Source organism: Lujinxingia sediminis, from assembly GCF_004005565.1.
Taxonomy (GTDB): domain Bacteria; phylum Myxococcota_A; class Bradymonadia; order Bradymonadales; family Bradymonadaceae; genus Lujinxingia; species Lujinxingia sediminis.
Genome location: NZ_SADD01000001.1, coordinates 1,014,207 through 1,039,581, shown reverse-complemented (window position 1 = coordinate 1,039,581; position 25,375 = coordinate 1,014,207). Strand labels below are relative to the sequence as shown.

Genomic DNA, 25,375 nt, shown 5'->3' with positions numbered 1-25,375 from the left:
TTGCGCCTGTGACACCCTCAATGTTAGGGAGCCTGCGTCTCTCTTCGCCCTGTGTATCCACCCGTTGACCGAGTGAGCCCCATGAAATTCTTCATCGACACCGCTGACACCACCGAAATCCGCACCGCCGCCCAGCTCGGCATCCTCGACGGCGTCACCACAAACCCCAGCCTCATCGCCAAAAGTGGTCGCCCCTTCAAAGAAGTCATCCTCGAGATCTGCGAACTCGTCGATGGACCAGTCAGCGCCGAGGTTACCGCCACAGACACCGAAGGCATGGTGCGTGAAGGTCGCGAGTTCGCCAGCTGGGCCGACAACATCGTTGTCAAAATCCCCCTGACCCCCGACGGCCTCAAAGCCTGCAAGACCCTCACCGACGAAGGCATCGGCGTCAACGTCACCCTCTGCTTCTCCACCAACCAGGCGCTGCTCGCCGCACGCGCCGGTGCCACCTACATCAGCCCCTTCATCGGCCGCCTCGATGACCTGGGCCAGTCCGGCATGGACCTCATCGAAGAGATCGTCGCCGCCTACGCCAACTACCCCAACATCCACACCCAGGTGCTCGTGGCCTCCATCCGCCACCCGCGCCACGTGGCCGAGTCCGCCCTGCTCGGTGCACACGTCGCAACCATTCCCTTCAACATCATCGACAAGATGTTCCAACATCCCCTGACCGATACCGGCCTGGAGAAGTTCCTCAAGGATTGGGAGAAAGTCCCCAAGGCCTGATCCCTTGCGTGGCGGCGTCGCACATTCAAGACACGCGGCGCCGCCCCACTGAGAGGCATCGTGCTACTCAAACTGCTCTTCCTCTTCACCGTCATCCCCCTCATTGAGCTCGCCCTTCTCATCCCCCTGGGTCAGCTCATCGGGCTCTGGCCTACCATTGGCCTCGTCGTCGCCACGGGGCTGCTCGGTGCCGTTTTGGGCAAACTCGAAGGTCTGCGCGCCTGGCACGCCATCCAGGATGATCTACGCCAGGGCACTATCCCCGCCGACAGCCTCCTCGACGGCCTCGCCGTCTTCATCGCCGGAGTCTTCCTCATTACCCCCGGCGTCCTCACCGACATCGCCGGCCTGGTGCTCCTGATCCCCCCGCTGAGACGCCCGCTCAAAAACGCCATCCGCGCCCGCTTTAAGTCGGCTCTGGAGAAGGGCACATCCACCTTCTTCATCTCTCAGTCTTCCAACATCTTCGGCAGCGCACCTTTCGATCCCCGCTCCCACGCCCCACACTCCCCCTTCGGCGGCACAGAGCAGGGCGATATCATTGATATCACCCCGGATCGCCCCGGAGACTCGACAGACAGCGACTCGGACGCTAGCCTGCCTCGACAGCGCTGACCGTAAACCTCGGACCAATGGCCACACGCCACGCGTCACTGCGCAACGATGAACCCTACCTTTCGGCGCCCTCATCGACGCCGACGGACCGCACACACGGCTTTGATTTATGTTGATTGATCTCCACGCCAAGTCGGACATCTCCGAAGGTGTTAAGCTCTCCCCCCGTCAGATCCTCACAAAAGCCCGCGACGCTGGCCTCGACGCCGTCGCCTTCTGTGAAACCCTCTCGACCGCCCGTTGCGCCGACATCCTCGCGCTTGCCCGCGACGAGTTCCCCGAACTCAATGTCTTCATCGGAGTCGAGATCCCCACCGACCGCGGCATCCTCCTGGGCTTCGTCCCCGAAGTCGATGCCTTCTACCTGGCTGAAGAGTGGCGTGCGATCACCTACATGACCACCCCGGCCGCCGAAGCCGTCATGCAACTCTTCGACAAGCATAACGGCGTCACCATTGCCGCGCGCCCCTACGACCTCGAGATCCCCTTTAACATGGGCGATCACGTCTTCACCTTCGACCGCCTCAGCGCCATCGAAGTCTTTACCCCCCGGGTCGGATCCCTCCAGAACAACTTCGCCCTGGAAGCCGCCACCTTCATGGGCCTGGGCACCGTGGGCGGTTCTGACCCCTCCGACGACCTCGATGCCGTCGGACGCTTCGCTACCTTCTTCGACGATGAGATTCGCACCCAGAAGCAACTCGTCGAAGCCCTCAAAAACGCCGAGTTCTGGGCCGTCCAGATCGGCGACGTCGAACAACAAGCATCCAATCGCGCGCGCCGCCCCTCCAAAGGTGGATCTGGACGTGGTCGCTCCGCGCGCGCATCCAAAGGCGGCGGTGGACGGGGCGGCTCGAAGGGCGGTGAGCGCCGCTCCTCGAAGGGCGGAGGACGCTCCAGCCGCGGTGGGCGCTCCCGCGACGGACGCTCCAGGCGATCCTGAGCCCGCGCTACAACACCATAAAAGGAAAGCCGCCCCCGACCATCGGGAGCGGCTTTTTATGTTCTTGAGCATCGACGCGACGTCTTACCCCTCCAGCACCGCCTCAATCACCTCCCGGGAATCAATCGAGCTTCGCCCACCCAGCCCCTCGCAAGCCCGGGCCGCAGCAGCATTAGCATAGCGAAGTACGTGCCGCAGATTCCACCCCTCCCCTACCCCCAACGCCACCGCCCCCAGAAACACATCCCCCGCTCCCGTCACATCCACCTCGTCAATCCGGGTGGCCACTTCTCGCAACAACTCGCCATCTTCCCCCATACCCGCCGCACCCTCCTCTCCCAGCGTCACCACGGCGACCTTCGGACCCCGCTTCAATAACCCTGCGCAGATGCCCTGCAACGCCCCTACCCCGGTCAAATCACTGGCGACCCGCTCCGAGGTCACCACCACATCCAGCCAGGGCAATAGCCTCTCCGCAACCTCACGTCCCCCGCGCTTCAGCTCACCCACCACCGAGACGCCCCTCGCCCTTGCGCTCCGAGCCAACGCCAACTGCGCCTCCGGATACGCTCCATCGATCACCAGAAGATCAACCCCCTCAAGCATCTCCTCACAGACCTCCTCCGCACCCAGCGCTGCCACATTGCCCGGTGTCACGTAGAGCCGCCGCCCCACCTCCGCGTCCAGCACAACCATCGTCAACTGGCTTATACCCCCACGGCGCCGGATCATATGCCTGGTATCCACACGTGCCGCCGACAGCGTTCGCTCGATCTGCGCCCCTCGCTCATCATCGCCCACCACACCGACAATCCCCACCTCCACACCCCATCGTGCCAACGCCACGGCGGCGGTCGCCGCCGTACCCCCGCCTTGTACCGAGAATGTCGACAGATCGCGACGCGTCTCCCCATGCCCTCGCGTCTCAACCACCCCGATCTGATCCAGCGTACAGTAGCCTGCCGACAGCACTCGCATCGCATCACTCCCTTGGTATCGCCCCTTCCGGTAACAAACAGCTCTCCATTCCGTGACGCTCAGTATAGAGAATCCCCCTCCGCACCGGAAGCGCCCCATCCTCCCTGAGCAACGACGCGCATCCCCACCCCTCGCGCTCACCTGGACCTCCTCTCGCACATCCTTACACTTACCCGACATTCACCCCTCAACATCCCCCTCGCCTATCACGCAATCTCCGGCCCCTCCCTTCATCTCTCCCTCGCCCTGCCACTCCAATCGCAACCTGCCCCCTCTGCCCCACTCCGGCCAGGACTCAACCCTCACCCAAACCCCTCTGACACCCCTCCGGCCGGGACTCGACCCTCACCCGAACCCCTCTGACACCCCTCCGGCCGGGACTCGACCCTCACCCGGACCCCTCTGACATGCCCCCGAATGAGGGATACCCCCTCACATGTGGTAGGCCTCCCACCCCTCAGACCACCACTCACCCCCCAACCTTTCGCCTCTCCCCGGCCCCGGGCCCTCACCCCCCCTCCACCTTGCTACTTCCCCGGATACCATCGCCGACACACCATACTCGCCCCGCACATTGCCTCCCGAAGACTTCCGTCCTAACCTCTACCCACCGCTACCGGCCCCAAACCCGCGCCCCTGCGCGCTCCCACAATCTGAGACAGCCATGGCCACATCCGCCTCCTCACCAGCTTCGCCCCAAGCCATCGCCGCTCCCGCAAACGCACCTCAGCTCGACGAGCGCCTGGCCACCCTGCACGACAACCGCCACACCTGGGCCCGACTCCCCTTAAGCGAAAAGATCGCGATGACTCGCCGCCTCCTTGAGCGCACCGTAGACGTCGCCCCCCGCCAGGTTGAAGCTGCACTGAACGCAAAACGCATCCCCGATGGCTCCCCACTGGCCGGCGAGGAGTGGCTTGGGGGCCCGGTTGTCACCGCACGCAACCTGCGTCTACTTATCGAAACCCTCGAAGACATCGACCGTCACGGAAAACCCCAACTCAAAAATGGCGCCCTGCGCACGCGCCACGATGGCCAGGTCATCGTCGACGTCTTCCCCCTGGGAACACTCGACAAGCTCATGTACCAGGGCTTCACCGCCGAAGTCTGGATGCAGCCCGAGGTTACTCCCTCCAACCTCCCTGACCACACCGCCAGCTTCTACGACCGCGACCTGCCCGAAGGGCGCGTCGCACTCGTCCTCGGTGCCGGAAACGTTGCCAGCATTGGCCCCCTGGATGTCGTCTACAAACTTTTCGCCGAGGGCCAGGTCTGCATCCTGAAGATGAACCCGGTCAACGACTACCTCGGCCCCTTCATCGAAGAGGCCTTCGCCGAGTTCATCGAGCGCGGCTTTCTCGCCATGGCCTATGGCGGTGCCGACGTCGGCGCTTACCTCTGCCACCACCCCATCGTCGAAGACATCCACATCACCGGCAGCGACATCACCCACGACGCCATCGTCTACGGCACCGGCCCCGAAGGCGACAGACGCAAAGCCAACGACGAGCCGCTACTCACCAAACGCATCACCAGTGAACTCGGGAACGTTAGCCCCATCATCGTCACCCCCGGCAACTGGTCCGACAGCGAGCTCCAATTCCAGGCCGAAAACGTCGCCACCCAGCTTGCCAACAACGGCGGATTCAACTGCAACGCCGCACGCGTCCTCATTACCCACAAGGACTGGCCCCAGCGCGAGACCTTTCTCAACACGCTCCGCGGCGTACTCAGCGACATCGACAAACGCGTCGCGTACTACCCCGGCGCCGAACAACGCTTTGACACCTTCATCAACGCCAACGACCAGGCCGAACTCTTCGGCCCCCGCGAAGACGGCATCCTCCCCTGGGGTCTCATACCCAACGTCCCGGCCGACGACACCGACAACGTTTGCTTCACCACCGAGTCCTTCTGCGGCGTGATGTGCGAGACCTCCCTCGACGCTGCCTCCCCCTCCGAGTTCCTCAAACACGCCACTGACTTCTGCAACGAGCGCCTCTGGGGCACCCTCAGCGCCTCCATCCTCATCGACCCTCGCACCCAGCGTTCAGAAGCTGCAGCCCTCGAACAGGCCATCGCCGAGCTGCGCTACGGAAGCGTTGTCGTCAACCACTGGCCTGCCGTCAGCTACGGCCTCGGCGTCACCCCCTGGGGCGCATTCCCCGGACACACCTACCAGGACATCGGCTCCGGCATCGGCGTCGTCCACAACACCTTCCTCTTCGACAAACCCGAGAAAAGTGTCATCCGTGGCCCCTTCAAGGCCTTCCCCAGGCCCCCCTGGTTCGTCACCACCAAAAACACCGCAAAAGTCGCCGAACGCCTCACCCGCTTCGAGCTCAACCCCGGTCTCGCCAGATTCGCCGGCGTCCTCACCCAGGCACTTCGCGGCTAAGCCTTACTCCGCAACACCCACCAGCACCCGGCCCCCCTCGACACGCACCGGATAACGACGCACGTCGTAGCGGGGGTCGCTCAGGCAATCTCCCGTGGTAAAATCAAACGCCCAGTCATGCCTCGGACACCGCACCTGGCACCCCTCAACCCGCCCCAGCCCCAGAAACCCACCGGCATGCGGGCAGCGATTCTCGATGCAGTGCACCTCATCCCCCAACCGAAAGAGCGCCAGACGCCTCACGCCCACAAACACAATCGTCCCCTCCCCTTCCTTCACCGCCTCGACATCCGACACGTCCACATATCGCGTCGCCTCTACCACCGGTCCTGCCACGTCGACTCCTTAACCTTTAGCTCCAACAAACCCTCAGAACTCACATGAAGAAAACTCCCCCATCACTCCCCGACTTACAAGCACGAGTTGACGCCTGGATCAACCAGTGGGACGAGGGCTACTTCAGCCCCCTCTCGAACCTCGCCAGGCTCACCGAAGAGCTCGGAGAACTCGCCCGCGCCATCAACCACCTCCATGGCGACAAGCCCCCCAAGTCCACCGAAGGCAAGGGAAACCCCGCCGAAGAGCTCGCTGACATGCTCTTTGTCATCCTGGCCCTGGCCAACTCCCTCGACATCGACCTCGACGAAGCCCTCAACCAGGTCTTTAAAAAATACGACGTTCGCGACGCCGGGCGTTTCACCCCGCGCTCTCCCTGAACGCAAGCACCTCATCCACACTCACCCCCCACCTCCTCGCCGCGCCGCCGCCTCGCGCTCCTGCGCAGCTACATCCGCGGCATACACGAAGTTGCGTACCCGCTCGTCCTCCGCGGCCGCAATGACCTGAGGCGGCCCGCAGGCAATAATCTCCCCTTTATGCAGCATCGCAATCACGTCCGCCGTACGAAACGCCGACGCCATATCGTGACTGATCACAATACTCGTCACGTCGAAGCTCTCCTGGACCTCCATGATCATCTCCTCCACATAGAGCGACATGATCGGGTCCTGCCCCGTGGTCGGTTCATCGTAAATCAAGAGCTCCGGCTCCGTTACCAGCGCACGTGCCAGACTCACCCGTTTCTGTTGACCGCTGGAAATCTGCACCGGTACCTGATCGGCGATCTCCATCAACTTTAGCTGCTCCAGCAGCCTGTCCGTCCGTTCGTGGGCCTCCTTGCGACTGCATACCCGACGCTCTACCAACGGAAACGCCACGTTCTCCCGCACGCTCATCGAGTCAAAGAGCGCTGCATGCTGAAAAAGCATCCCTACCTTCGTGCGCAACTCCCGCAAATCCCCTTCGCTGAGCTTCGAGAGATCCTGGCCAAAGACCTCCACCCTGCCCCGATCCGCCTTCAGCAACCCCAAGAGGTGCTTCATCATCACGCTCTTCCCGGAGCCCGACCCACCGATCAGCGTCGTCAACGTGCCCCTGGGCACCTCAAAATCAACCCCGCGCAGCACCTGATTGCTCTCCCAGCCCTTATGCACCCCCTTCATGCGCACGATCATCTCGGCCTTCTCCGCCCCGTCAGAAGCATGCACCTCGATCTGCGACTTGGCCTTCCCCCCGATTAACTCCTGAACCCGTGGGTCCTCACTCTCCCGAATCTCCTCCGGTCGCCCCACGCAAATGATCTTCCCCTCGGCCAATACAGCAACCTGGTCGGCGATGCGAAAGATCGTGGCCAGGTCATGGCTGATCAACACACTGGTCAGCGCGTACTTGCGCGTGATCTCCTCGATCAGCTTGTCCACAAACTCCATCATCACCGGATCAAGCCCGGTCGTAGGCTCATCAAAAAGCACAACCTCCGGGTTCGAGACAATCGCCCGAGCCAGACTTACCCTCTTCTTCATTCCCCCGGACAGTGTCGCCGGATACTGATCCAGGGCATGCCCCAGATCGAGGTCCTTAATGATGGTCTCGGCCAGCTCCTCGGCCTGCGCACGGGCCATCGCCCCGTGCTCCACCAGCGCAAACGCCACGTTCTCCCGCACCGTCAACGAGTCGAAGAGCGCGTAATTCTGAAACATCGTCCCCACCCGCTTACGCAGCCGGTCCAGCGCCTGATCCCCCAGCTTCGAGACATCCTGACCGAAGAGGCGCACCGTCCCCTTATCCGGCCTCAACAACCCGTTCATATGCTTGATCAACACACTCTTACCCGAGCCCGACGCCCCGATAATGATCGTGATCTTCCCCGGCATCACCTTCAGGCTCAGCCCCTTTAAGACATGATCATCACCAAAACTCTTGTACACATCGACAAGCTCGATGATCGGCTCGCCATCCCCCCCTTCCCACCGCGGCTCTCCGGGCAAGAGCAGATTCTCGCGATCGTCTGTCGCCTCAGCTTGCTCCGCCACGAACCAACCCCTTAGCCGTACGACGGCCGGTGAAAACTCACGTTAAAGAGCAGCCCGATCGCCACCATCATCGTCAACAGACTGCTCCCCCCATAGCTGAGCATCGGCAGAGTCAGCCCCACTACCGGCAACATCCCGGTCACCATCCCCAGATTGACCACCGTATGCCAGAAGAAGAGCGCCGCTACCCCCACCCCGACGAGCACCCCGTAACGATCCCGAGCTTTCCGAGACACATTGAGCGCCGCGGCAACGAACGCAAAGTACAACCCGAGCAAGAGGAGCATCCCCACAAAGCCACGCTCCTCCCCCCAGTTCGCAGCGATAAAGTCGTTCTCATGCTCCGGCACAAACCCCTTCTGAACCTGGGTGCCCTCTTCATGCCCCTTTCCCCATACCCGCCCCGAACCAAACGCGATCATCGACTGCCGAACCTGCCATGACTGCCCGTGGGTATCCGCGTCGAGATTCATAAACGACAGCACTCGATCGCGCTGATACTCCTTCAACCCAAACGCATATCCGAAAGGAAGCGCAATCACACCGGCCACCGCCAGAGCCACAACGCTCTGCCAGCGCACCCCCTCAAAGAGCACCATCGTCCCGAAGATCGCCAGGATCACCAGCGATGTCCCCAGGTCCGGCTGATTGAACACCCAGAACACCCCCGAGAGCACAATCGCCGTCGGCACCACAAGCTCTCGAAGCGAGTGACTCCCTTCCTTATTGCGATCGTTGAAGAAACGCGCGGTCACCACGATCACCGCCAGCTTCAACAATTCCGAAGGCTGCACCAGAAATGCCCCGAAGTTCAGCCAACGCTTCGACCCGTTGAGCTCCGTGCCAAAGAGCGCCACCGCCACCAGAAGCAGCACCACCGCCCCGAACCCCACGTAGGCCCAGCGCTGAAAAAATCGCGTGTGAATCACCGTAACCACCGTGATCGCCCCGAGCCCCACCATGTACCAGACCGCCTGGGCAAGGTGGAACGAAGCCGGTGAGTTCAGTGACGCATTGCGCAGGTTTAGGAGCCCCAACGCCGCCAGCAGGACCACAACGATCACCAGCGGCCACTCGATACGCTCGACCAGCGCTGCCGCACCTGTCTTAGCACCCATTCTCATGGCGCTTCCCCCGCCCGCTCCAGGGGAGCGCTTCCCAGCCTGACTTCCAGCGCATCGAAGCCCTGCTTGCGCGTCAGATAACGATCAAAGATCTCCATCGCCACCGGTGCCGCCTCCGCTCCGCCGTGCCCGGCGTGCTCCAGAAACACCACCAACACAAGCTCCGGATCATCATAGGGCGCATACGCCGCAAACCAGGCGTGGTCTCGAAGCCGAATCTCTTTATCACTGTTCGCAACCCGCACCGCTCCGAGCTTCGCGACCTGCGCAGTACCCGTTTTCCCGGCCACCTCGGCATGATCCAGCCGAAGCCGTGAGGCCGTTCCAATGTCGTCCTCCACCCCCATCCACAGACCACGACGCAGCACCTCCAGCGACTCCGCATCGATTCCCACCTTCTTCCTCACCCGGGGCTCATAAGCGAAGACCACATCACCGCTCTGGTTACGAATCTCCTCCACCATCCTCGGATAATACAGGTCACCGCCGTTGGCGATCGCGGCGTACGCCATCGCCACCTGCAACGGGGTCGTCAACGTGTCGCCCTGCCCCAGCACGGAGTTCAAATCCATCCCTCGAGTATACCCGTCCGGTCCGTACTGCCGATACCACTCGGTGTCCGGAATCCGCCCGGCAGACTCATGATTGATCGGCAAGCCCGTGCGCTCCCCAAACCCGAAACGGCGAGCAAACTCCGCCATTCGGTCCATCCCCATCTCTTCGGCCAGCTTGTAGAAGTAGACGTCGCAGGAGAGCGCCATCGACGTGTAAGCATCAACATCCCCGTGGCCCCCGCGCTTGTGACAGCGCCACCGCCGACCGCCAAAATGGTAGTATCCCGGGCAGTCCACCTCATCATGAGGCTCATAAATCCCGTCGTGCAGTGCCGCCCAGGTGCCCACGATCTTATAGACCGAGCCGGGGAAGTACGCGTTCACGCTTTTATCAAGCATCGGTTTAAAGGGGTCGTTGTCGCTGCGCATTTTCTCCATCGCCGAGAGCCGTCCCGACCAGGCGTTTGGATTGAAGTGAGGCTTGCTATAGAGCCCCCTCACAGAGCCGTCCCGCGGGTCCACCGCCACCACCGCCCCGGCTGCGTATCGCCTCATCGCCTCATCGATGATAACCATCAGGTCAGCATCCAACGTCGAGACAACGTCTCGACCCGCCACCGGCTCAATACGCTGGTACTCCCCGATGAGAAAACGCGTCTGCGATTCCCCCTGGCGGTTGCCCCGCGCGTCGACCACCACGCGGTCCAACCCCGGCGATCCATGAAGTACTTCTTCAAAGGCGCTCTCCAGCCCCATCCGACCGACTCGGTCCCCGGAACGGTAGCCGTAGGCTCGAAGATTCCGCAGCTCATCGCGGCCCACCTCGGCCACAAACCCCACCGCATGGCCCCCGACATGGTGCAGCGGATAGTGCCGATGCGCCGTCGCCCGAACCTCAATGCCGGGAAGGCGCAAGCGGTCCTCCTCCAGACGCGCGACCTCCAGGCGCGGGACATCCCGCCGTAGAAGCACCTCACCGCGATTCGACTCGACCATCCCGCGAATCCGTGCGAGCTCCGCCTCCGAAAGGTTCATGTAACGCTTGAGCAACGCATAGGCCTCCTCGTCAGCGTGACGCCGAAAGATATGCGGCACCATATACACATCAAACGAGGGGCGATTCTCGGCCAGAGCCACACCGTAGCGATCCAGGATACGACCCCGCGGTGCCGACACCTCCACCTGACGAATAATGTTCTCGGTGGCAGCCCGGTAGTAGCGCTCCCCCTCGATCACCTGAATCTGCCACAGGCGCAGCGCGATTATGCCAAACGCCACCAGCACGATCGCCAGTGTCCAGCCATAGCGAGCGCCATACTCCGCCAGTTCTCCGTGCCTCCCCCGAGTTGGAAGGTCGCCTAATGCCATCTGCTCGCCTGCACATCGGTCCTCGCCAGAGGCGTCAAGACCGGAACTCCAACACGTTACGCCCACGACGAGGATCCATCAAACGATCCAGCCGCCCGAACACTCGCCCCACCACAAGCGTCGCAAGCGCTGTCGCAAAGCAACTCGTCCACATCTGCCAGGCGATCGAAGCCATCACGCGCTCACCCGACTCCGAGAGCGTGAGCACCAGCAGCATCACCAGACTCTGCACAAGCGTCGCCAGCCCCGCCACAATTCCCCGGGACAGCCCCCAACTCCCCTGCACCCTCCCCCTGAAGAGCTGCATCAGAAAAAACACCACCACCAGCCCGAGGCTGTAGATCCCGCCAACCCCGCCCACCAGCCACTCGATCGGCCAGAGCAGCAGCAAGAGCGCCACGCCTCCGGCAACCATCGTGCGCTCCAGCCCCAGATACACCACCACCGAGATCGCCAGCTGAGGCACCAACCACTCCCCAAACCAGCCCCCGACCGCCCCCTGGATCACCAGCATCAGCCAGGCCACCACGACCACCATCAGAGTCGGCATCCTGACTACTCCGCCCCGGCGATCACAAAGACTTCCTCAAGCCGTGAGAAGTCCACAGACGGCGAAATGACCGCCTCTTGAAACAGACCCCGCTGCGACTCTTGAACTTCCCCGACCGTCCCCACGACCAGCTCTCGCGGAAAGATCCCGCCCATCCCGCTGGTCACCATCACATCGCCCACCACCACCTCGTCGCGCTCCGAGAGATATGAGATCCGCCCCTGATAGTCCCGCTCATGTCCCAGCCCTTCGACCACTCCCTGCGCACGGTTGCGCTGGCTGACGACATCGATGCGACTGCGTGGATCCGAGACGATCACCACATCAGCATAGCCCTCAAAGACCTGGTGCACCTGCCCCACAACCCCCTGCGCGCTCACCACCGGCATCCGGGGCTCCAGCTTCACATCAGCGGCGATCTCCACCTTCAAGACCCGGAAGAACGGAGACGTATCGCGCGCAATCACGCGCGCCGGAATCAGGTTATATTCGGGATGGCGCTCACGAAACCCGACGAGCTCGCGCAGCCGCCCGTTCTCCTGAAGCACACCGATCAGCCGCGTGTTCTCTTCGCGCAGACGATCGACCTCCTCCCGAAGCTGCTCATTCTCCTCGCGAAGTTCACTCGACCCGGCCCCACCGAAGAGGCCCGTAACGCCGATCAACCCGCTTATTTTCGACTGAGTCCACCCCATCGGCACCGCGGCATAGCGGGCTGGCGCCCCGACAGTCTTGCCGGGTGTCGCCCCCGCGGATGTCGCGAACATCACCAGCGGCACCAACAGCAGCGCCATCGCCACAACCTTTCGACGATGATGTTCTAGCCATGCGAGCAACATCTGTAGGCTCACGCTTCAGACGACGGGATTAGGCGAAGAGGCGACACCGACCGTATCAATACGAGTGGTCGGCAACCTCACTGAGCAGCTCCATCTCATCGAGAGCCTGGCCACTTCCAAGCACCACCGCCGACATCGGATCGTCGGCAATCAGTACCGGAAGACCGGTCTCCTCGCGGATGAGAATGTCCAGATTCTTGAGCAGCGCACCCCCACCTGCAAGCACAATCCCCTTATCGACGATATCAGCACTGAGTTCAGGAGGCGTGCGCTCCAGCGCGATGCGCACAGCCTCTACAATCGCATTGATCGGCTCTTGCAGCGCGTCGCGGATCTCATCGGAATTGACCTCCAGGGTCTTGGGCAGCCCGGCTACCAAATCGCGCCCTTTGACCTCCATCGTCATCACATCCTCGGTCGGGTAGGCCGTACCGATGGTGCACTTGATCATCTCGGAGGTCCGCTCACCGATGAGCAGGTTATATTTGCGTTTCATATGCTGGATGATCGCCTCATCCATTTTATCACCGCCGACGCGCGCCGACTGCGAATACACAATCCCGGAGAGGCTGATCACAGCAACCTCCGTCGTACCCCCGCCCACATCGACGATCATATTGCCGGAGGGTTCCGCAATCGGAAGCCCGGCCCCGATCGCGGCGGCCATCGGCTCCTCGATCAGATACACATCGCGAGCGCCAGCCTGCAGCGCCGACTCCCGAACCGCCCGCTTTTCCACCTCGGTGATGCCATAAGGCACACAGATGATAACCCGTGGGGAGTAGAGCTTACGACGGTTATGCGCCCTACCCATAAAGTAGCGCAGCATCGCCTCGGTGATTTCAAAGTCGGCAATCACGCCATCTTTCATCGGGCGAATCGCTACGATGCTACCGGGCGTGCGCCCGAGCATCTCTTTGGCAACGCGCCCCACCGCCTTAACGCGTTTTCCTCCACGCGCATCGCGCTGCACTGCCACGACCGACGGCTCAGAGCATACGATGCCCTTGCCCTTGGCATACACAAGGGTATTGGCCGTGCCCAGATCGATGGCCAGATCATCGCTGAAGAGGCCGAGGAGCTTGTTGAACATTCGCCTTTCCTGTAGGTGACGTGCTTTAACGGTCGACCCGCCACGTGGGAGCCGACCCGCGCCCTTCACACGGCGCGCAAGCAGCCCGTCTGCTAACAAAGATCGTTAAAGTAACACAAGCGAAAAGACCACCATCACCACCTCGCTCCGGGCGGCGCCTGCATGACTGCTACACCGCGTCACAGGCCCTTCCATCACGAGCGCGGCGAGCTTGCCAACCGGATCCCGACTCGTTAACATCCCCCGCCTTGAGCCGCCCGGCGGAATTGAACCTTTCGCACCAGGCATTGATTCCGTCTGCACTGGTGTGCGCGCCTTGTCTCGGAGACGCGAGCGCGTCGTCGGCCCTCGTTAAGAATTGTCGCAGGAGTTACTTCCCCATGCTCGATCAAATGCGCCGCTCCACCAAAAGTGGCTTCTCTTACATCCTCGTCGGTCTCTTGATCGTCGTCTTCGCGGTCTTCTTCGGCGCCCCTGCCGACGGCTGCCGCCCCTCGGGCTCCCGCGCGCTGATGGCAAGCGTCGATGGCACCGACATCTACACCGAAGATGTCAACGTCATCTACAACCGCTACTACGGCGCCAACCGCTCCACGACCCTTGACGACATCTATTACGAGCAGCAGGCCACCGCGCTGAAAGCCGTCCTGGCGATCTACTTGCTTGCCGACCGCGCCGAAGACGCCGGCCTGCGCGTCAGCGACGAAGAGTTTGCCGAGTACATCACCGATGGCTCGCGCAACGTCGAGTTTCTCAGCAGCTACGGCCGCACCGGCCAGTTCGACGGCCCCTTCTACGAGCGCTACGTTAAATTTGGCCTCAGCGTTCCCCTTCAGCGCTATGAAGCATTCAAGCGCCGCGAGCTGCTTGCCCGCAAGTACCTGGCCATGCTGGACATGCAGGTCGCCGTCTCCCCGGCCGAGGTTGAAGAGCTCCATGAGCTGCGCAACACCCGCATCAACCTGGAGTTCGTGAAATTCTCCCAGGAGACTCTGGCCGGCGCCCTTGATCTCAGCGATGAAGCCATCGCCGAGTTCGTTGCCAACAACTCCGCGCGCATCGCCACCTACTTTGAAGAAAAGCGCAGCGAGTTTGAGACCGACGAGCGCGTTCGCGTCCGCCGCATCTACATCACCAAGCCGGCTGAGGCTGCCGAAGATGCCGACGCCCTGGCGCGCTATGAGCAGGCTAAGACTCGTGTCACCGAACAAGGCGAAGACTTCGCCGCTGTGGCCACCGAACTCTCCGAAGACTACGCCCGCAGCCAGGGCGGGCTGATGGACTGGACCACTCCGGAGAACCTCGACGGCGCCATCGCCACCGCGATCGAAGGAGCCGAAGTCGGCGAAGTGCGTGAAGTTGAAACCGACTTCGCACGCATGCTGGTAAAGGTCGAAGAACGTGAAGAGGCCGGCGTCCCCGCACTCAGCGAAGTGCAAAACGAGATTGCTGCCACCCTGCTTCGCGAAGATCTCGTCGACCAGCGCGGTGCTCAGATGGCTCAGCGCCTCCACGCCCGCGCCCAGGCTGACAACAGCTCACTCGAAGACGCCCTGTCCGCCATCCAGGCCGAAGTCGCCGCTGAAGACGAAGGTAGCGATGAGCCCGGCACCGAGGCCGCCCTCTGGAACAGCCTCTCGGTTGAGACCACCGGCATGTTCAACAAAGAGGGACAGCAGATTCCGGCCATGTTCCGCGCCCAACTCGCAGGCATGAACTTCGGCCGCAGCTGGAACGAAATCCCCAAACTTGGCCAGGACACCAAGCTCCTCACCGAGTCCTTCAACCTGACCGAAGACAACGCCCTTCTTCCCCGGGTGGCGCGTGTCGACAGCAGCCTGGCCGTCATCCGCCTCACAGAGCGCGAAGACGCCGGCGAGCTTGAAGCGGATGCGCGCACCGAGCTCTCTTCTGAGCTTCGTGCCGAAAAAGTCTCTGAGTTCCTCGGCCCCTGGCGCTTCCTCTTCGTCAACCCCCTGGAGAGCGCTGGCCACTATGTGAACGCCGCGCTTGAGGAAGGCCTGGAGAACGGCACCATCAAGCTCTACGAGAAGTCCAGCCCCGCCGCCGAAAAGGTCCGCGACATGATCACCGGCGATGATCCCCTGGCTGACCTCGTTGGTGCCGCGAACTAACCTGACGGTCTCCACAAAGAAGCCCCCGCCCCACACAGGGTCGGGGGCTTTTTTTATGGGCGCCACACATCGCCCTACCGCCATCAAGCCCCGCTTACTGCGATGCTCCTCAACGCCCCGCTATAGCAGTGCACGAGACGGAGTCCTTCCAGCCCCCTCCTCTACGGGATCACAGAGAGCCCGCAGGACAGGCACACATCTCCAAACCTCTCAGCCCTCCCCCCCGACGGGCACGCTACACATCCACAAGGCTCTCACAAACCGCCTGGAGGGCAGGAAGGCACCCACAGCCCATGCTTCCCCCGAAGGGCACGCGACACATCCACAGGGCTCTCCGCCCACCTGGAGGGCGACGACAAACCACATCGCATCCCCTGGCTATCCATCCCACCCGATATCCTCAAAGCCCGAACCAGGAGCGCGCCTGAGCCCTCCCCTGACCCGTTTTAGCAGAGAGAGAAGGCCATCCACCACGTAGCGTATCAGGCGGCCTCAACGCGGCTGCAGGCGCCCGCTCAAGCCCCGTGCTTGGTTCCCCTCCTCCCGCTCTCTTGTTCGCAGGGCACGCCACCACCGCACATGCTCACCAAAGCAAAAACCCCGAAACGCTTTACGCGTTTCGGGGTCTTCTTAGAGCGGGAGACGGGATTTGAACCCGCGACTTCAACCTTGGCAAGGTTGCACTCTACCACTGAGTTACTCCCGCCTGGGAGTCGTTGCCACCTCGGCGACAACGAGGAGGTTTATAGATTTAGCGGGTCGGGGTGTCAACCCACTTTTCTACAAAAACAATCACATCGCGCACTCTCCAAAATCTTTTACTGAGCTCATGCCAGCTGACAAAAAAGAAGCCCCGAAGCGACTTGCGCTTCGGGGCTTCTTTAGAGCGGGAGACGGGATTTGAACCCGCGACTTCAACCTTGGCAAGGTTGCACTCTACCACTGAGTTACTCCCGCCTGGGAGTCGTTGCCACCTCGGCGACAACGAGGAGATATGTAAGCCAGGAGCCGTATGCTGTCAACAGCTTTTCGCATAAAAATCACATATCATGACTCAGCGCGTCATTCTCTCAATACGTGGGCTCCTCCCATTCCTCGTCCTCAAGGAATTCCTCTTCCTCGGGGTAAACTTCATCGTCGTAAAACCCTTCTTCTTCGTCGTAATAGCCTTCCTCATCTTCGATGACCTCCCCCTCTTCAGCCCTGCGCCCCACCTCGCCGGTGTTTCCGTAGCGCTTCAGAAGGCGTTTTTGAAGCCCCGCGCCCATCGTCACTCCCGGCGCAAGCTCAATCGCTCCAATTCCTTCGCGGCTGGGCACCATGATTCGGGAGTTCACCGCATCGCGCACGCGCATCCGTCTCTCAAACTCGTACTCAGACTCGTCGATCGCCTGGACCATCTTGCGCGCACGAATCTCCGCCTCGATCTTCGACATCGGCTCGCCCTTGGAGTCAGCGATAATGCGCTCTCCGTCGATCTCTTTACCGATCACGTCGTTCTCGGTGATGCGCCAGTCCGCCTCAGCAGGCTCACCGTTGACCAGGAGCTCATCGCCCTGCTCCTCGACCTCCCAGCCCTGCTTCGGCCGGCGCTCACGTACCCGAGGCGCGGGAGCAGGCGCAGCCACCGCCCCGCTGCCTTCATAGGGGCGAAACGACGGCACCTCATCAAGCTCAACGTCGGCGCCACCGGACGTCGAAGCATCCCCGAACATCAGGCTCACCGCGACAATCGCACCAACCCCGACTGCCGCAACGCCGCCGATGGTCAGAAGTTTTCCACCCCACCCCGTGCTTGCCCGAGCCTTCCCGGACGCACCGGCACCGCTCGCGGCGGCTCCGGGCGCTGCTGCGGCCACATCATCAACCACAAGTTCAAACGCGCCATCATCCAGTTGGTGACTCTCCACCGCGCCTTGTCGGCCAGTTTTGGGGCTTTTCGTACTCATCCTGGTTTCTCCAGCAACTCACAGACTCAAGGGTCTCGACCGGTACACGTGTCCTGACGGCCTTTCCTACTATAACAAAAGCCGGCGAGGATCACCCTCGCCGGCTTCAAATCACTGCCGTGGGGGGTAGAACGCATCGCGAGCTACCCCAAACGAATCACGTGTTCGGCGTGATTATTTCGCCTCTTCGAACTCGGCGTCGATGACATCATCGTCATCATCGCCACCCTTGGAGTCCGAACCAGCGTCGGCGCCAGGCGCTTCGTCACCGGTCGCCTCGTACATCTTCTCGGCGGCTTTGTGCATCAGGGCTTCGAGTTCTTCGATGCCCGAAGCAATCGCCGCGTCGTCGTAGGCGTCGATAGCCTTGCGAAGCGCTTCCACTTTGCTCTCGATCTCACTCTTCTGCTCAGCGTTGAGCTTGTCTCCAAACTCCTTGAGCGTCTTCTCGGCGGAGTGGACCATCGCCTCGCCCTTGTTGCGCTGCTCGGCTTGCTCACGCTTACGCTTATCGCCTTCGCGATGGTCTTCAGCCTCGCGAACCAGCTTCTCAACTTCGTCATCGGCAAGACCGCTGGACGACTCAATGCGAATCTTCTGCTCTTTGCCGGTGGCCTTGTCTTTGGCCGAGACATGCACGATGCCGTTGGCGTCGATGTCGAAGACAACTTCGATCTGCGGAACACCCTGCGGAGCCGGCGGGATGCCGTCCAGGTTGAACTTACCCAGCGTGCGGTTGTCGCCCGACATGGGACGCTCACCCTGAAGGACGTGCACCGTCACCGAGGTCTGATTATCGGTCGCCGTGCTGAAGACCTCGCTACGCTTGGTCGGGATCGTGGTGTTCCGAGGAATCAGCGTGGTCATCACGCCGCCCTTGGTTTCGATACCAAGAGAGAGCGGCGTCACGTCGAGCAGCAGCATGTCGCTGACATCGCCGCTGAGCACGCCGGCCTGAACGGCCGCACCGAGCGCGACGACTTCATCGGGGTTGACCCCCTTATGCGGCTCTTTGCCGAAGAAGTCGGCGACTTTCTTCTGCACGAGCGGAATGCGCGTGGAACCGCCGACCAGGATCACCTCGTCGATGTCGCTGGGCTTGAGGTTGCGGTCTTCGAGCGCCTTGCGACAGGGCTCCAGCGTCCGCTCGATGATCGGCTCGATCATCGCCTCGAGCTTCGCGCGGCTCAGCTTGATGTTGAGGTGTTTCGGACCGCTCTGGTCTGCGGTGAGGAAGGGAAGGTTGATGTCGGTTTCCAGCACGCTGGAAAGATCGATCTTGGCCTTCTCGCCAGCCTCTTTGAGGCGCTGAAGCACCATTTTATCGCCGGAGACATCAATGCCGGTGTCCTTCTTGAACTCGGCAATGAGCCAGTCGATGATCGTCTGGTCCACGTCGTCACCACCGAGGTGGGTGTCGCCGTTGGTGCTCTTAACCTCCACGACGTCCTCGCCAACCTCGAGGATGGAGATGTCGAAGGTACCACCACCGAAGTCGAACACGGCAATGAGCTCTTCTTCGGTCTTGTCCAGACCGTACGCCAGCGCAGCAGCGGTCGGCTCGTTGACGATACGCTTGACGTCAAGGCCGGCGATGCGACCGGCATCTTTGGTTGCCTGGCGCTGCGCGTCGTTGAAATAGGCCGGTACCGTGATGACCGCCTCGGTTACCGTCTCACCGAGGTAGCTTTCGGCCGCCTCTTTGAGCTTCATCAGAATCTTCGAGGAGAGCTCCGGCGGGCTGAGCTTCTTGCCGCGAAGCTCGATGTGCGCGTCACCGTTATCCGAGGACACGACCTTATAAGGCACGCGATCCGCCTCGTTCTTGAGCTCTTTGAACTTCAAGCCCATGAATCGCTTCACCGAGAAGATCGTGTTCTCAGGGTTGGTGATCGCCTGGTTCTTGGCCACGCGACCCACCAGCACATCGCCCTTCTCATCAAACGCCACCACCGAGGGCGTCGTACGCGATCCTTCCTGGTTGGCGATCACTTTGGGCTCTTTGCCCTCCATCACGGCAACCACCGAGTTGGTCGTACCCAGGTCAATTCCGATCATTTTGCCCATTTTGGTTCTCCTTAAGCTGGAACAATAGGTCCGTGGGGCCCGACCAACGCTCGCCACCTCAACGTGCGAATCGCTGGCGTTTTCGGCCCTCTCCATCTGTCAGCGGCAATCCTATGCACACTTCCTGCATCACCAAACGTTTTTTCAGGTAGTCGCCACTACCCCTCGCCGCCACCGCCCGACGACGAGCTCGAAGACGACGAGCCGCCCGAATAGTCCTGGGCGTACCACCCGCCGCCCTTCAGCTGAAAGGAGTTGGCGGAGATCATCCGACCCACCTGCGGACTCCCACACTGGGGGCAAGCGTCCGGATCGGGATCCGAGAATCGCTGGATTTCTTCGAAGACATGGCCGCAGCCGGCACAACGGTATTCGTAGATAGGCATGAGCTCTTACCTCCTGATAGCTCAAGCTTGCGCAAGCCTCGTGATGGAACGCTGACACCGCGCCCGAGCTTGCGCCAGTTTGGATGAGGGTGACTCGATTCATGACGCGCGGCGTTCCGTGCCAGACAGCCGGACGCCACGCTCAACCGGGCCAGATCGCGCCCAAGTTATACACAGGTTACCAAGCGTCAAGCATTGATTCTGAGCGGTCCCCTCACGGACACCCGGCGTATCGCCCGGGTCCTTTCGGGATTCTCACTCAACCGACAAGCCCGCTGGAGAGCGCCCACCAGACCCGTTCGGTCTGGGTAACAAGCACAGGCAGCGCCAGACGCGCATAGAAGAGCGCAAGCCCGAAAAAGACGGCACTGAAGACCGCTTTGCTACCTTCCATCCATCCGCCAGCGCGCGGCAACTTCTGGATGAGCCCCGAGAACGTGCCCAACACCAGAAAGAGCAGCCCCAGTCCCAGCGCAAAGATCGAGAGCAGTGACCACCCCAGCAGCACATCGCCCTGTTGAGCCACGTAGACGAGAATGCCCGCAACCACCGGACCAATGCAGGGTGCGGCGATTGCACCGGCCACAAGGCCCATCACAAATGCGCCTCCGAACCCTGCTCCGCCCGCCTGACTCAAACGCGTCTGCAAGCCTCCAGGAAGACGCATATCCCAGGCCCCCAGGGTCCCAAGCCCCAGCGCCACAAAGAGCAATGCGATGCCCAGCTGCACTCCGGGGTGCTGCAAAAACCCGCCGAAGACCGTTCCCAGGCTCGCGGCCATCACCCCGAGCGCCGAATACGTCACCACAATGCCAAAAACATAGGTCAGGCTGAGCAAAAATGCCTCGCGACGCGTGGAGGCCTGGCGCGCCCCGAAGACCCCGATGGTGATGGGAATCAATGGATACACGCAGGGGGCAAAGCTGGAGAGCACGCCAGCACCAAAGACCAGGATGAAGACCGCCCACAGTCCCCGCTCCCGGAGCGCATTCGAGAGCCATCCTTCCGACCCCGCGTCGCGTCCTTCAAGGACCGCATCCAGGCGCGCGTTGAACTCCTCCACTCCGAGCTTACCCTCAAAGCTGGGGCCGCGCAGAAACTCGCCACCAGGGCTCTCAAAGGCGATCCGCGGCAGGCCCGCAACTTCGAAACGCTCGATCGCAGCGATGGTCTCGGCGTCGCCGGCTTCATAGTCGATTTTGAGCGTGACAAACTCCTCTTCGAGACGCTGACGCACCTGCGGGTGCTCAAAGACCTCGCGTTCCATCTCACTGCAGGCCAGACACCAGTCCGCGGTGAAATCGAGCATGATTGGGCGTTTCTGGGCTTTCGCCAGGGCCTGAGCCTCGGAGTACGAGGTGATCCAGCCGACGCGCTCCCCGCCGGGCGGAGGCTCGGTGACCCCGAAGGTCAACGCATAAAACCCGACACCGGCCAGCATCACACCGAGCACTCGCCAGCCCTTCGCCCGGGACGACAACTCAAACCAGGCGCGACGCAGGGTCATCAGAGACATACCCGCGACCACCAGAAGCCCCCCGGCGGCAAGCATAGGCCACCGGGATGCCACCGCAGCTCCCTCGCTGGCATACACCACTCCCGGCCACCCCAACGCCACCGTAAGGCTTAGCGCCGTCCACACCTTTTGCATCATCGCCTTTGAACACATCGGCATTCTCGCTCGTCGACTTCATCTCACGGCAACCTCGCGACCGCCTCGCCATCATGGTACGTAGAGGCGCGCCCGCCGAACCTAGAGCAGAAATCCTATGAACACCAAGCTATTCCGCCGCAGCCTGTTTCTCATCGCGTTGAGCCTGGCCCCCTTCAGCCTCACCGCATCCCCGGTCCTGGCTCAGGAGCCCGATTTTGCGCGTCCTTTGGCCAGGCCCTGGCTGGGTATCATCCTGGGTACGAGCGACGGCACCGGCGTGGAAGTCGAACTTGTGCTGCGTACCTCACCAGCCCATCAGGCCGAACTTCGCAAGGGCGACCGCGTCATCGCCGTCGACGGTGAGCCGGTGCGAACCGCTGGCAAGCTGCTCGCGCTCGTGCGTGGGAAACGCATCAACTCCTCCGTCGACATCACGGTGCGGCGCGGCGATGACGTTCTCACTCGCAGCCTGACGCTTCCGGCCTCCCCCACCCCGGATGAAGTCGCGCGTCGCCACCTGGTCGGTGCCCCCGCGCCGACACAGGATCTTGCGTCTGTGCAAGGAGAGCCCATCACAGCGCAGGGGCTGGAGGGCACGCCCTACCTCCTCGACTTCTGGGCCACCTGGTGCCAGGCCTGCAAACTCGCCGAACCGCGTATCGCAGCCATAGCGGAGCGCTACGGTGAACGCCTCACCGTGATCACCCTCAGCGATGAAGAACCCACAGTGGTCCGCGACTACCTTCAGGCCCGCGGCGAGCGCCACTCCCCTGTGTACCTCGACACCGATCGTGTCCTTACCGAGGCATTCCTGGTGCGTGCCCTTCCGACCTACGCCCTGGTCGGAGCCGACGGTCAGGTCGTTGAGGTGGCCTTCGGGGTCGATGATCTCACACGTATTGAGCGTGCGCTGGCCGACGCCCTGCCGCCCACCGAACCATCCACAGAACGCGCGCCACAACAAGGCCCTCCGCCCTCCCCCACCGACTCGAAGGGCGCCGACGCTCCGTGAGCATCGCCCAATCGCCGGGACCCACGATCGCCGAAGGCCGCGCAGCTGCGCGGCCTTCGGCGTGTTTCATTCAACCAACATGTCTCAATCTGCAGCCTGCGCCGTCAGAAGATCCATCACTGCTTTGGGGCGAAAGAGCGAGAACAACCCGTCAAAGCAACGGCTCTGCTCCATCTGCACCACGCGGTTCTCCGGGTTGCTGAGCGTGCGGCAACGACCGATGATCGCCTGATCGGTGGTATCCACGCCATCAATGTTGGTGAGACGCTCCCAGGCGAGCAGCTCAACGTTGACGCCACCCAGGTACTCGAGCAGGCGGGTGAAGTAGCTGGCCTGCTGCGCGTAGGCCGTCTGCGAGGTGATGGGACTCGACGCCGAGTAGACCACCACCGGCTTGGTCACACCGTGAATCGCCTCAATGCGTCGCAGGTACTGGTAGTGCGATTCCACCATATCCTGAGGCACCGCGTAGCTGCGCAGCGCGACGGCATCACCCGTGTTCACAAGAGGCAGCACAACTTCGGCAAACGCTTGATCGATCGCGGCCTCATTGACCTCACCATCGGCATAGCGCGCGGCGATCACGTTGGTGATGTTCTCCCAGTGGAAGCCGGCGGCCACCTTCGTCTCTGGCGAGGCCTCTTTGATAGCGTCGACCGCCTGAGCAAAGAAGTCCTTAAAGGCATCGAATTCCGCCTCGGAGATGGGCTCACCATCAGGCCCGGCTACCAGCCTGTCCATGGCGTCACCGACGATGATCCAGGTGGGCTGGTGGGTTTCGGCAACTTCCGAAAGATCCGCGATGAGATCATCGACCATCTCCTGGCGCGTAAACCCGTAGGTGCCCTCCCCTTCGATGTTGGTGCCCTGGTTGAGCAGGCCGTCCCAACGGACCAGCCAGTCGCCGCGCTCGCGCCAGAAGTCCACGACAATGCTCAGCTCAGAGACGAGCTCTACCTGGGCCTCCTGCCCGGCAAGTTCCACTTCCGCGACGAGATCATCGGCACGGGCCGCCAGGCGCCCGGCCGGTGTCCCGCTGGCGGGAAAGTCGCTGGCATCGCGAACTTCAAATCGAGAGGGCAACGAGTGAGCGTGGTACTCGCCAACAACCGTCGCGATCTCATCGTAGGACTTCACCCGCAACAACCCGTGCGTCGCCGTAGCGTTGACGACCTCCACCGACTCGGGGCGATTGGCCGCCAGCGCGAGCGCATCGCCGTGGTGGATGCCCACACCGATCTGCGACTTATCGAGCGATAGCGGTGCTACCGGCTCAAGCTCAGTAAAAGGATCATCCTCTCCCCCGCATGCCATCAGGCTTCCCAGCGCCAGGCTGGCCGCGACCAGCGCGCCGGCACGGACGTTCAATGTGGAAGAAAGCACGATCGGGGACTTCGAAAAGGTCATCACATCTCTCCAGGGGTTCAAACACCACGGGCCGAGCGCCGCCTTTGCAGCCTCGGCCCGCGAGGATCGCATCGTTAGCCCGCACTTACTGCGGGCAATGCGGCTTTAGTAAATGATCAGGTCGTCGCCACCGCCGGCTTCCAGATCACTGAAGTCGTTACGCGGCTGACGACGTTTCTTCTTCTTCTTCTTTTTCTTTTCCTCTTCCTCGCGTTCACGCTCCGCGCGGGCTTCGGCCTCGGCGCGGGCCTGAGCTTCGGCGGCCGCGGCTTCCTCCTCGCTGTAGTCCGGGCGCCCCGCCGAGAGGTCGACGGCAGTATCCCCGCCGAGCAGCGAATCGACCGCGCCGGCGTGGCGATCAACGGCTTCCGAGCGTTGCAGCGCGCGCACCCGGTCGGAGACTGCAGCTTGCTGAGTCTGCTCGCCGGTGGCCAGGCGATTGGCCGCACGAAGCTCCGAGAGCATGCTGCGGTCGCTGAAGATCATCGCGAAGGTGCCGAAAAACTCTCGTTTATCTTCGACGCGAAGCTCCGAGTCACGATCCTCCCAGGTCGCGCGCACGAGAACCTCTTCGCCGAAGATTTCACCGTAGTCCGACGAAACGGGGCGGCCGTAGCGACGGCTGGCCTGGGCCAGAAAGGTTTCAAACCCCACATTCTCGACATAATCCCGGTTGTAGGCGACCACCACCCGGTAGAGCTTGCCATCGACGAAGATATAATAGCGCTGAGCGACGTCGTCGCGAACACGCAGAAGCTCCTCGCTGTTATCTTTCTTGAACTCCCCGGAGATGATGCTGACCTCGTAGCCAGTGCGCGAGCCGCGAAGCGGAGTGTGGCTGTCTTCGACGGCACGGGCCCGGTCAAGCGCGCGCTGGCGTGCACGCTGCATGGCGACCCGATCGTTGCGCAGACTCTCGTCATTGCGCACCTCCTGGATCATGTGCTCCCGCAGCTTCTCCACGACCTCGGCGCGGCTATCGCCCCACTCGATGTCGCCGAGCATCGCGGCGATCCCCTCCTCGGCCGCAGCCTGAGACGACATCGCGAGCAGCACGAACATAAACATGGCCAGGACACTGAGTTTTCGCATCGCAACCCTCCACCGTAGATTGAAGAGACGCCGCGAACCTGAAGGCTCGCCGACGTCGACGTGCTCAAGCTACCAAATGGCCCGGGTGGCAACAACCCGCACCACCG

At 62.1% G+C, this 25,375-nt stretch carries 21 protein-coding genes and 2 tRNA genes; 7 read left to right on the top strand and 16 right to left on the bottom strand.

Annotated features, from left to right (window positions below):
* Nucleotides 1-81 precede the first annotated feature (81 nt).
* The 3 genes from fsa (at nt 82) to EA187_RS04255 (ending at nt 2,290) form a co-directional block, all read left to right on the top strand.
* Nucleotides 82-732: a fructose-6-phosphate aldolase gene (gene fsa / locus EA187_RS04265; protein WP_115602757.1), complete on the top strand. Its 651-nt coding sequence runs from the start codon at nt 82-84 to the stop codon at nt 730-732.
* A 60-nt stretch (nt 733-792) separates the two neighbouring features.
* A complete protein-coding gene (locus EA187_RS04260; RefSeq protein WP_115602758.1) occupies nt 793-1,347 on the top strand; it encodes an FxsA family protein in 555 nt (184 codons plus the stop codon).
* Nucleotides 1,348-1,456: 109 nt separating this feature from the next.
* The gene (locus EA187_RS04255; RefSeq protein ID WP_127779282.1) at nt 1,457-2,290 is read left to right on the top strand and encodes a PHP-associated domain-containing protein; all 834 of its coding nucleotides are present in this window, start codon (nt 1,457-1,459) and stop codon (nt 2,288-2,290) included.
* An 84-nt stretch (nt 2,291-2,374) separates the two neighbouring features.
* Here the strand turns inward: EA187_RS04255 and EA187_RS04250 are convergent, their stop codons facing one another.
* Nucleotides 2,375-3,268, bottom strand: coding sequence for a PfkB family carbohydrate kinase (locus EA187_RS04250; protein ID WP_164855972.1), 894 nt, complete (start codon nt 3,266-3,268; stop codon nt 2,375-2,377).
* A 664-nt stretch (nt 3,269-3,932) separates the two neighbouring features.
* On the opposite strand from EA187_RS04250, the gene EA187_RS04245 reads away from it, so the two are divergent.
* Nucleotides 3,933-5,666 (top strand): aldehyde dehydrogenase family protein, encoded by a 1,734-nt coding sequence (locus tag EA187_RS04245; RefSeq protein WP_127779280.1) that lies wholly within the window; start codon nt 3,933-3,935, stop codon nt 5,664-5,666.
* Between the two features lie 3 nt (nt 5,667-5,669).
* Here EA187_RS04245 and EA187_RS04240 read toward each other — a convergent pair whose 3' ends face one another.
* Nucleotides 5,670-6,002, bottom strand: a complete 333-nt coding sequence (locus EA187_RS04240) for a Rieske (2Fe-2S) protein (protein ID WP_115602762.1) — start codon at nt 6,000-6,002, stop codon at nt 5,670-5,672.
* Nucleotides 6,003-6,046: 44 nt separating this feature from the next.
* On the opposite strand from EA187_RS04240, the gene EA187_RS04235 reads away from it, so the two are divergent.
* On the top strand, nt 6,047-6,382 hold the full coding sequence (locus EA187_RS04235; protein WP_127779279.1) for a nucleotide pyrophosphohydrolase: 336 nt from the start codon (nt 6,047-6,049) through the stop codon (nt 6,380-6,382).
* A 21-nt stretch (nt 6,383-6,403) separates the two neighbouring features.
* Here the strand turns inward: EA187_RS04235 and EA187_RS04230 are convergent, their stop codons facing one another.
* The 6 genes from EA187_RS04230 to EA187_RS04205 are packed head-to-tail and all read right to left on the bottom strand — an operon-like array spanning nt 6,404 to nt 13,566.
* Nucleotides 6,404-8,038, bottom strand: a complete 1,635-nt coding sequence (locus EA187_RS04230; RefSeq protein WP_127779278.1) for an ABC transporter ATP-binding protein — start codon at nt 8,036-8,038, stop codon at nt 6,404-6,406.
* A gap of 11 nt (nt 8,039-8,049) precedes the next feature.
* Entirely contained in the window at nt 8,050-9,162 is a 1,113-nt protein-coding gene (gene rodA, locus EA187_RS04225; protein WP_115602765.1) for a rod shape-determining protein RodA, read from the bottom strand.
* Complete coding sequence (gene mrdA, locus EA187_RS04220) at nt 9,159-11,084, bottom strand: penicillin-binding protein 2 (RefSeq protein ID WP_127779277.1); 1,926 nt, start codon at nt 11,082-11,084, stop codon at nt 9,159-9,161. The genes rodA and mrdA overlap by 4 nt, the downstream gene beginning before the upstream one ends.
* A gap of 34 nt (nt 11,085-11,118) precedes the next feature.
* Nucleotides 11,119-11,634 carry a hypothetical protein gene (locus tag EA187_RS04215; protein ID WP_115602767.1) on the bottom strand — a complete coding sequence of 172 codons (516 nt, stop codon included), beginning with the start codon at nt 11,632-11,634 and terminating at the stop codon, nt 11,119-11,121.
* Nucleotides 11,635-11,639: 5 nt separating this feature from the next.
* Complete coding sequence (mreC, locus tag EA187_RS04210; RefSeq protein ID WP_115602768.1) at nt 11,640-12,473, bottom strand: rod shape-determining protein MreC; 834 nt, start codon at nt 12,471-12,473, stop codon at nt 11,640-11,642.
* A 55-nt stretch (nt 12,474-12,528) separates the two neighbouring features.
* Complete coding sequence (locus EA187_RS04205) at nt 12,529-13,566, bottom strand: rod shape-determining protein (protein WP_115602769.1); 1,038 nt, start codon at nt 13,564-13,566, stop codon at nt 12,529-12,531.
* Between the two features lie 380 nt (nt 13,567-13,946).
* Here EA187_RS04205 and EA187_RS04200 point away from each other — a divergent pair, with 380 nt between their 5' ends.
* A complete protein-coding gene (locus EA187_RS04200; RefSeq protein ID WP_127779276.1) occupies nt 13,947-15,701 on the top strand; it encodes a peptidylprolyl isomerase in 1,755 nt (584 codons plus the stop codon).
* Nucleotides 15,702-16,335: 634 nt separating this feature from the next.
* On the opposite strand, the gene EA187_RS04195 is transcribed toward EA187_RS04200, so the two are convergent.
* The 6 genes from EA187_RS04195 to EA187_RS04170 form a co-directional block, all read right to left on the bottom strand.
* A tRNA-Gly gene (locus EA187_RS04195) sits at nt 16,336-16,407 on the bottom strand.
* A gap of 179 nt (nt 16,408-16,586) precedes the next feature.
* Nucleotides 16,587-16,658 (bottom strand) — tRNA-Gly (locus tag EA187_RS04190).
* Between the two features lie 113 nt (nt 16,659-16,771).
* A complete protein-coding gene (locus EA187_RS04185; protein WP_127779275.1) occupies nt 16,772-17,650 on the bottom strand; it encodes a hypothetical protein in 879 nt (292 codons plus the stop codon).
* Nucleotides 17,651-17,824: 174 nt separating this feature from the next.
* On the bottom strand, nt 17,825-19,717 hold the full coding sequence (gene dnaK / locus EA187_RS04180) for a molecular chaperone DnaK (RefSeq protein WP_127779274.1): 1,893 nt from the start codon (nt 19,715-19,717) through the stop codon (nt 17,825-17,827).
* 158 nt (nt 19,718-19,875) lie between these two features.
* Complete coding sequence (locus tag EA187_RS04175) at nt 19,876-20,103, bottom strand: FmdB family zinc ribbon protein (protein ID WP_115602773.1); 228 nt, start codon at nt 20,101-20,103, stop codon at nt 19,876-19,878.
* A 259-nt stretch (nt 20,104-20,362) separates the two neighbouring features.
* Entirely contained in the window at nt 20,363-21,778 is a 1,416-nt protein-coding gene (locus EA187_RS04170; RefSeq protein WP_127779273.1) for a cytochrome c biogenesis protein CcdA, read from the bottom strand.
* 94 nt (nt 21,779-21,872) lie between these two features.
* Between EA187_RS04170 and EA187_RS04165 the strand changes: the two genes are divergently transcribed.
* Nucleotides 21,873-22,769, top strand: coding sequence for a PDZ domain-containing protein (locus tag EA187_RS04165; protein WP_127779272.1), 897 nt, complete (start codon nt 21,873-21,875; stop codon nt 22,767-22,769).
* An 84-nt stretch (nt 22,770-22,853) separates the two neighbouring features.
* Here EA187_RS04165 and EA187_RS04160 read toward each other — a convergent pair whose 3' ends face one another.
* Nucleotides 22,854-24,176: a hypothetical protein gene (locus tag EA187_RS04160; RefSeq protein ID WP_127779271.1), complete on the bottom strand. Its 1,323-nt coding sequence runs from the start codon at nt 24,174-24,176 to the stop codon at nt 22,854-22,856.
* Between the two features lie 105 nt (nt 24,177-24,281).
* Nucleotides 24,282-25,268 carry a hypothetical protein gene (locus EA187_RS04155; protein WP_115602777.1) on the bottom strand — a complete coding sequence of 329 codons (987 nt, stop codon included), beginning with the start codon at nt 25,266-25,268 and terminating at the stop codon, nt 24,282-24,284.
* Nucleotides 25,269-25,375: the final 107 nt, after the last annotated feature.

Bases quoted from the DNA above. Each gene is read 5' to 3' on its own strand.
- fsa (WP_115602757.1), top strand. From the start codon at position 82: ATGAAATTCTTCATCGACACCGCTGACACCACCGAAATCCGCACCGCC.
- EA187_RS04255 (WP_127779282.1), top strand. From the start codon at position 1,457: ATGTTGATTGATCTCCACGCCAAGTCGGACATCTCCGAAGGTGTTAAG.
- EA187_RS04250 (WP_164855972.1), bottom strand. From the start codon at position 3,268: ATGCGAGTGCTGTCGGCAGGCTACTGTACGCTGGATCAGATCGGGGTG.
- EA187_RS04245 (WP_127779280.1), top strand. From the start codon at position 3,933: ATGGCCACATCCGCCTCCTCACCAGCTTCGCCCCAAGCCATCGCCGCT.
- EA187_RS04235 (WP_127779279.1), top strand. From the start codon at position 6,047: ATGAAGAAAACTCCCCCATCACTCCCCGACTTACAAGCACGAGTTGAC.
- rodA (WP_115602765.1), bottom strand. From the start codon at position 9,162: ATGAGAATGGGTGCTAAGACAGGTGCGGCAGCGCTGGTCGAGCGTATC.
- mrdA (WP_127779277.1), bottom strand. From the start codon at position 11,084: ATGGCATTAGGCGACCTTCCAACTCGGGGGAGGCACGGAGAACTGGCG.
- EA187_RS04215 (WP_115602767.1), bottom strand. From the start codon at position 11,634: ATGCCGACTCTGATGGTGGTCGTGGTGGCCTGGCTGATGCTGGTGATC.
- mreC (WP_115602768.1), bottom strand. From the start codon at position 12,473: ATGTTGCTCGCATGGCTAGAACATCATCGTCGAAAGGTTGTGGCGATG.
- EA187_RS04205 (WP_115602769.1), bottom strand. From the start codon at position 13,566: ATGTTCAACAAGCTCCTCGGCCTCTTCAGCGATGATCTGGCCATCGAT.
- EA187_RS04200 (WP_127779276.1), top strand. From the start codon at position 13,947: ATGCTCGATCAAATGCGCCGCTCCACCAAAAGTGGCTTCTCTTACATC.
- EA187_RS04185 (WP_127779275.1), bottom strand. From the start codon at position 17,650: ATGAGTACGAAAAGCCCCAAAACTGGCCGACAAGGCGCGGTGGAGAGT.
- dnaK (WP_127779274.1), bottom strand. From the start codon at position 19,717: ATGGGCAAAATGATCGGAATTGACCTGGGTACGACCAACTCGGTGGTT.
- EA187_RS04175 (WP_115602773.1), bottom strand. From the start codon at position 20,103: ATGCCTATCTACGAATACCGTTGTGCCGGCTGCGGCCATGTCTTCGAA.
- EA187_RS04170 (WP_127779273.1), bottom strand. From the start codon at position 21,778: ATGCCGATGTGTTCAAAGGCGATGATGCAAAAGGTGTGGACGGCGCTA.
- EA187_RS04165 (WP_127779272.1), top strand. From the start codon at position 21,873: ATGAACACCAAGCTATTCCGCCGCAGCCTGTTTCTCATCGCGTTGAGC.
- EA187_RS04160 (WP_127779271.1), bottom strand. From the start codon at position 24,176: ATGACCTTTTCGAAGTCCCCGATCGTGCTTTCTTCCACATTGAACGTC.
- EA187_RS04155 (WP_115602777.1), bottom strand. From the start codon at position 25,268: ATGCGAAAACTCAGTGTCCTGGCCATGTTTATGTTCGTGCTGCTCGCG.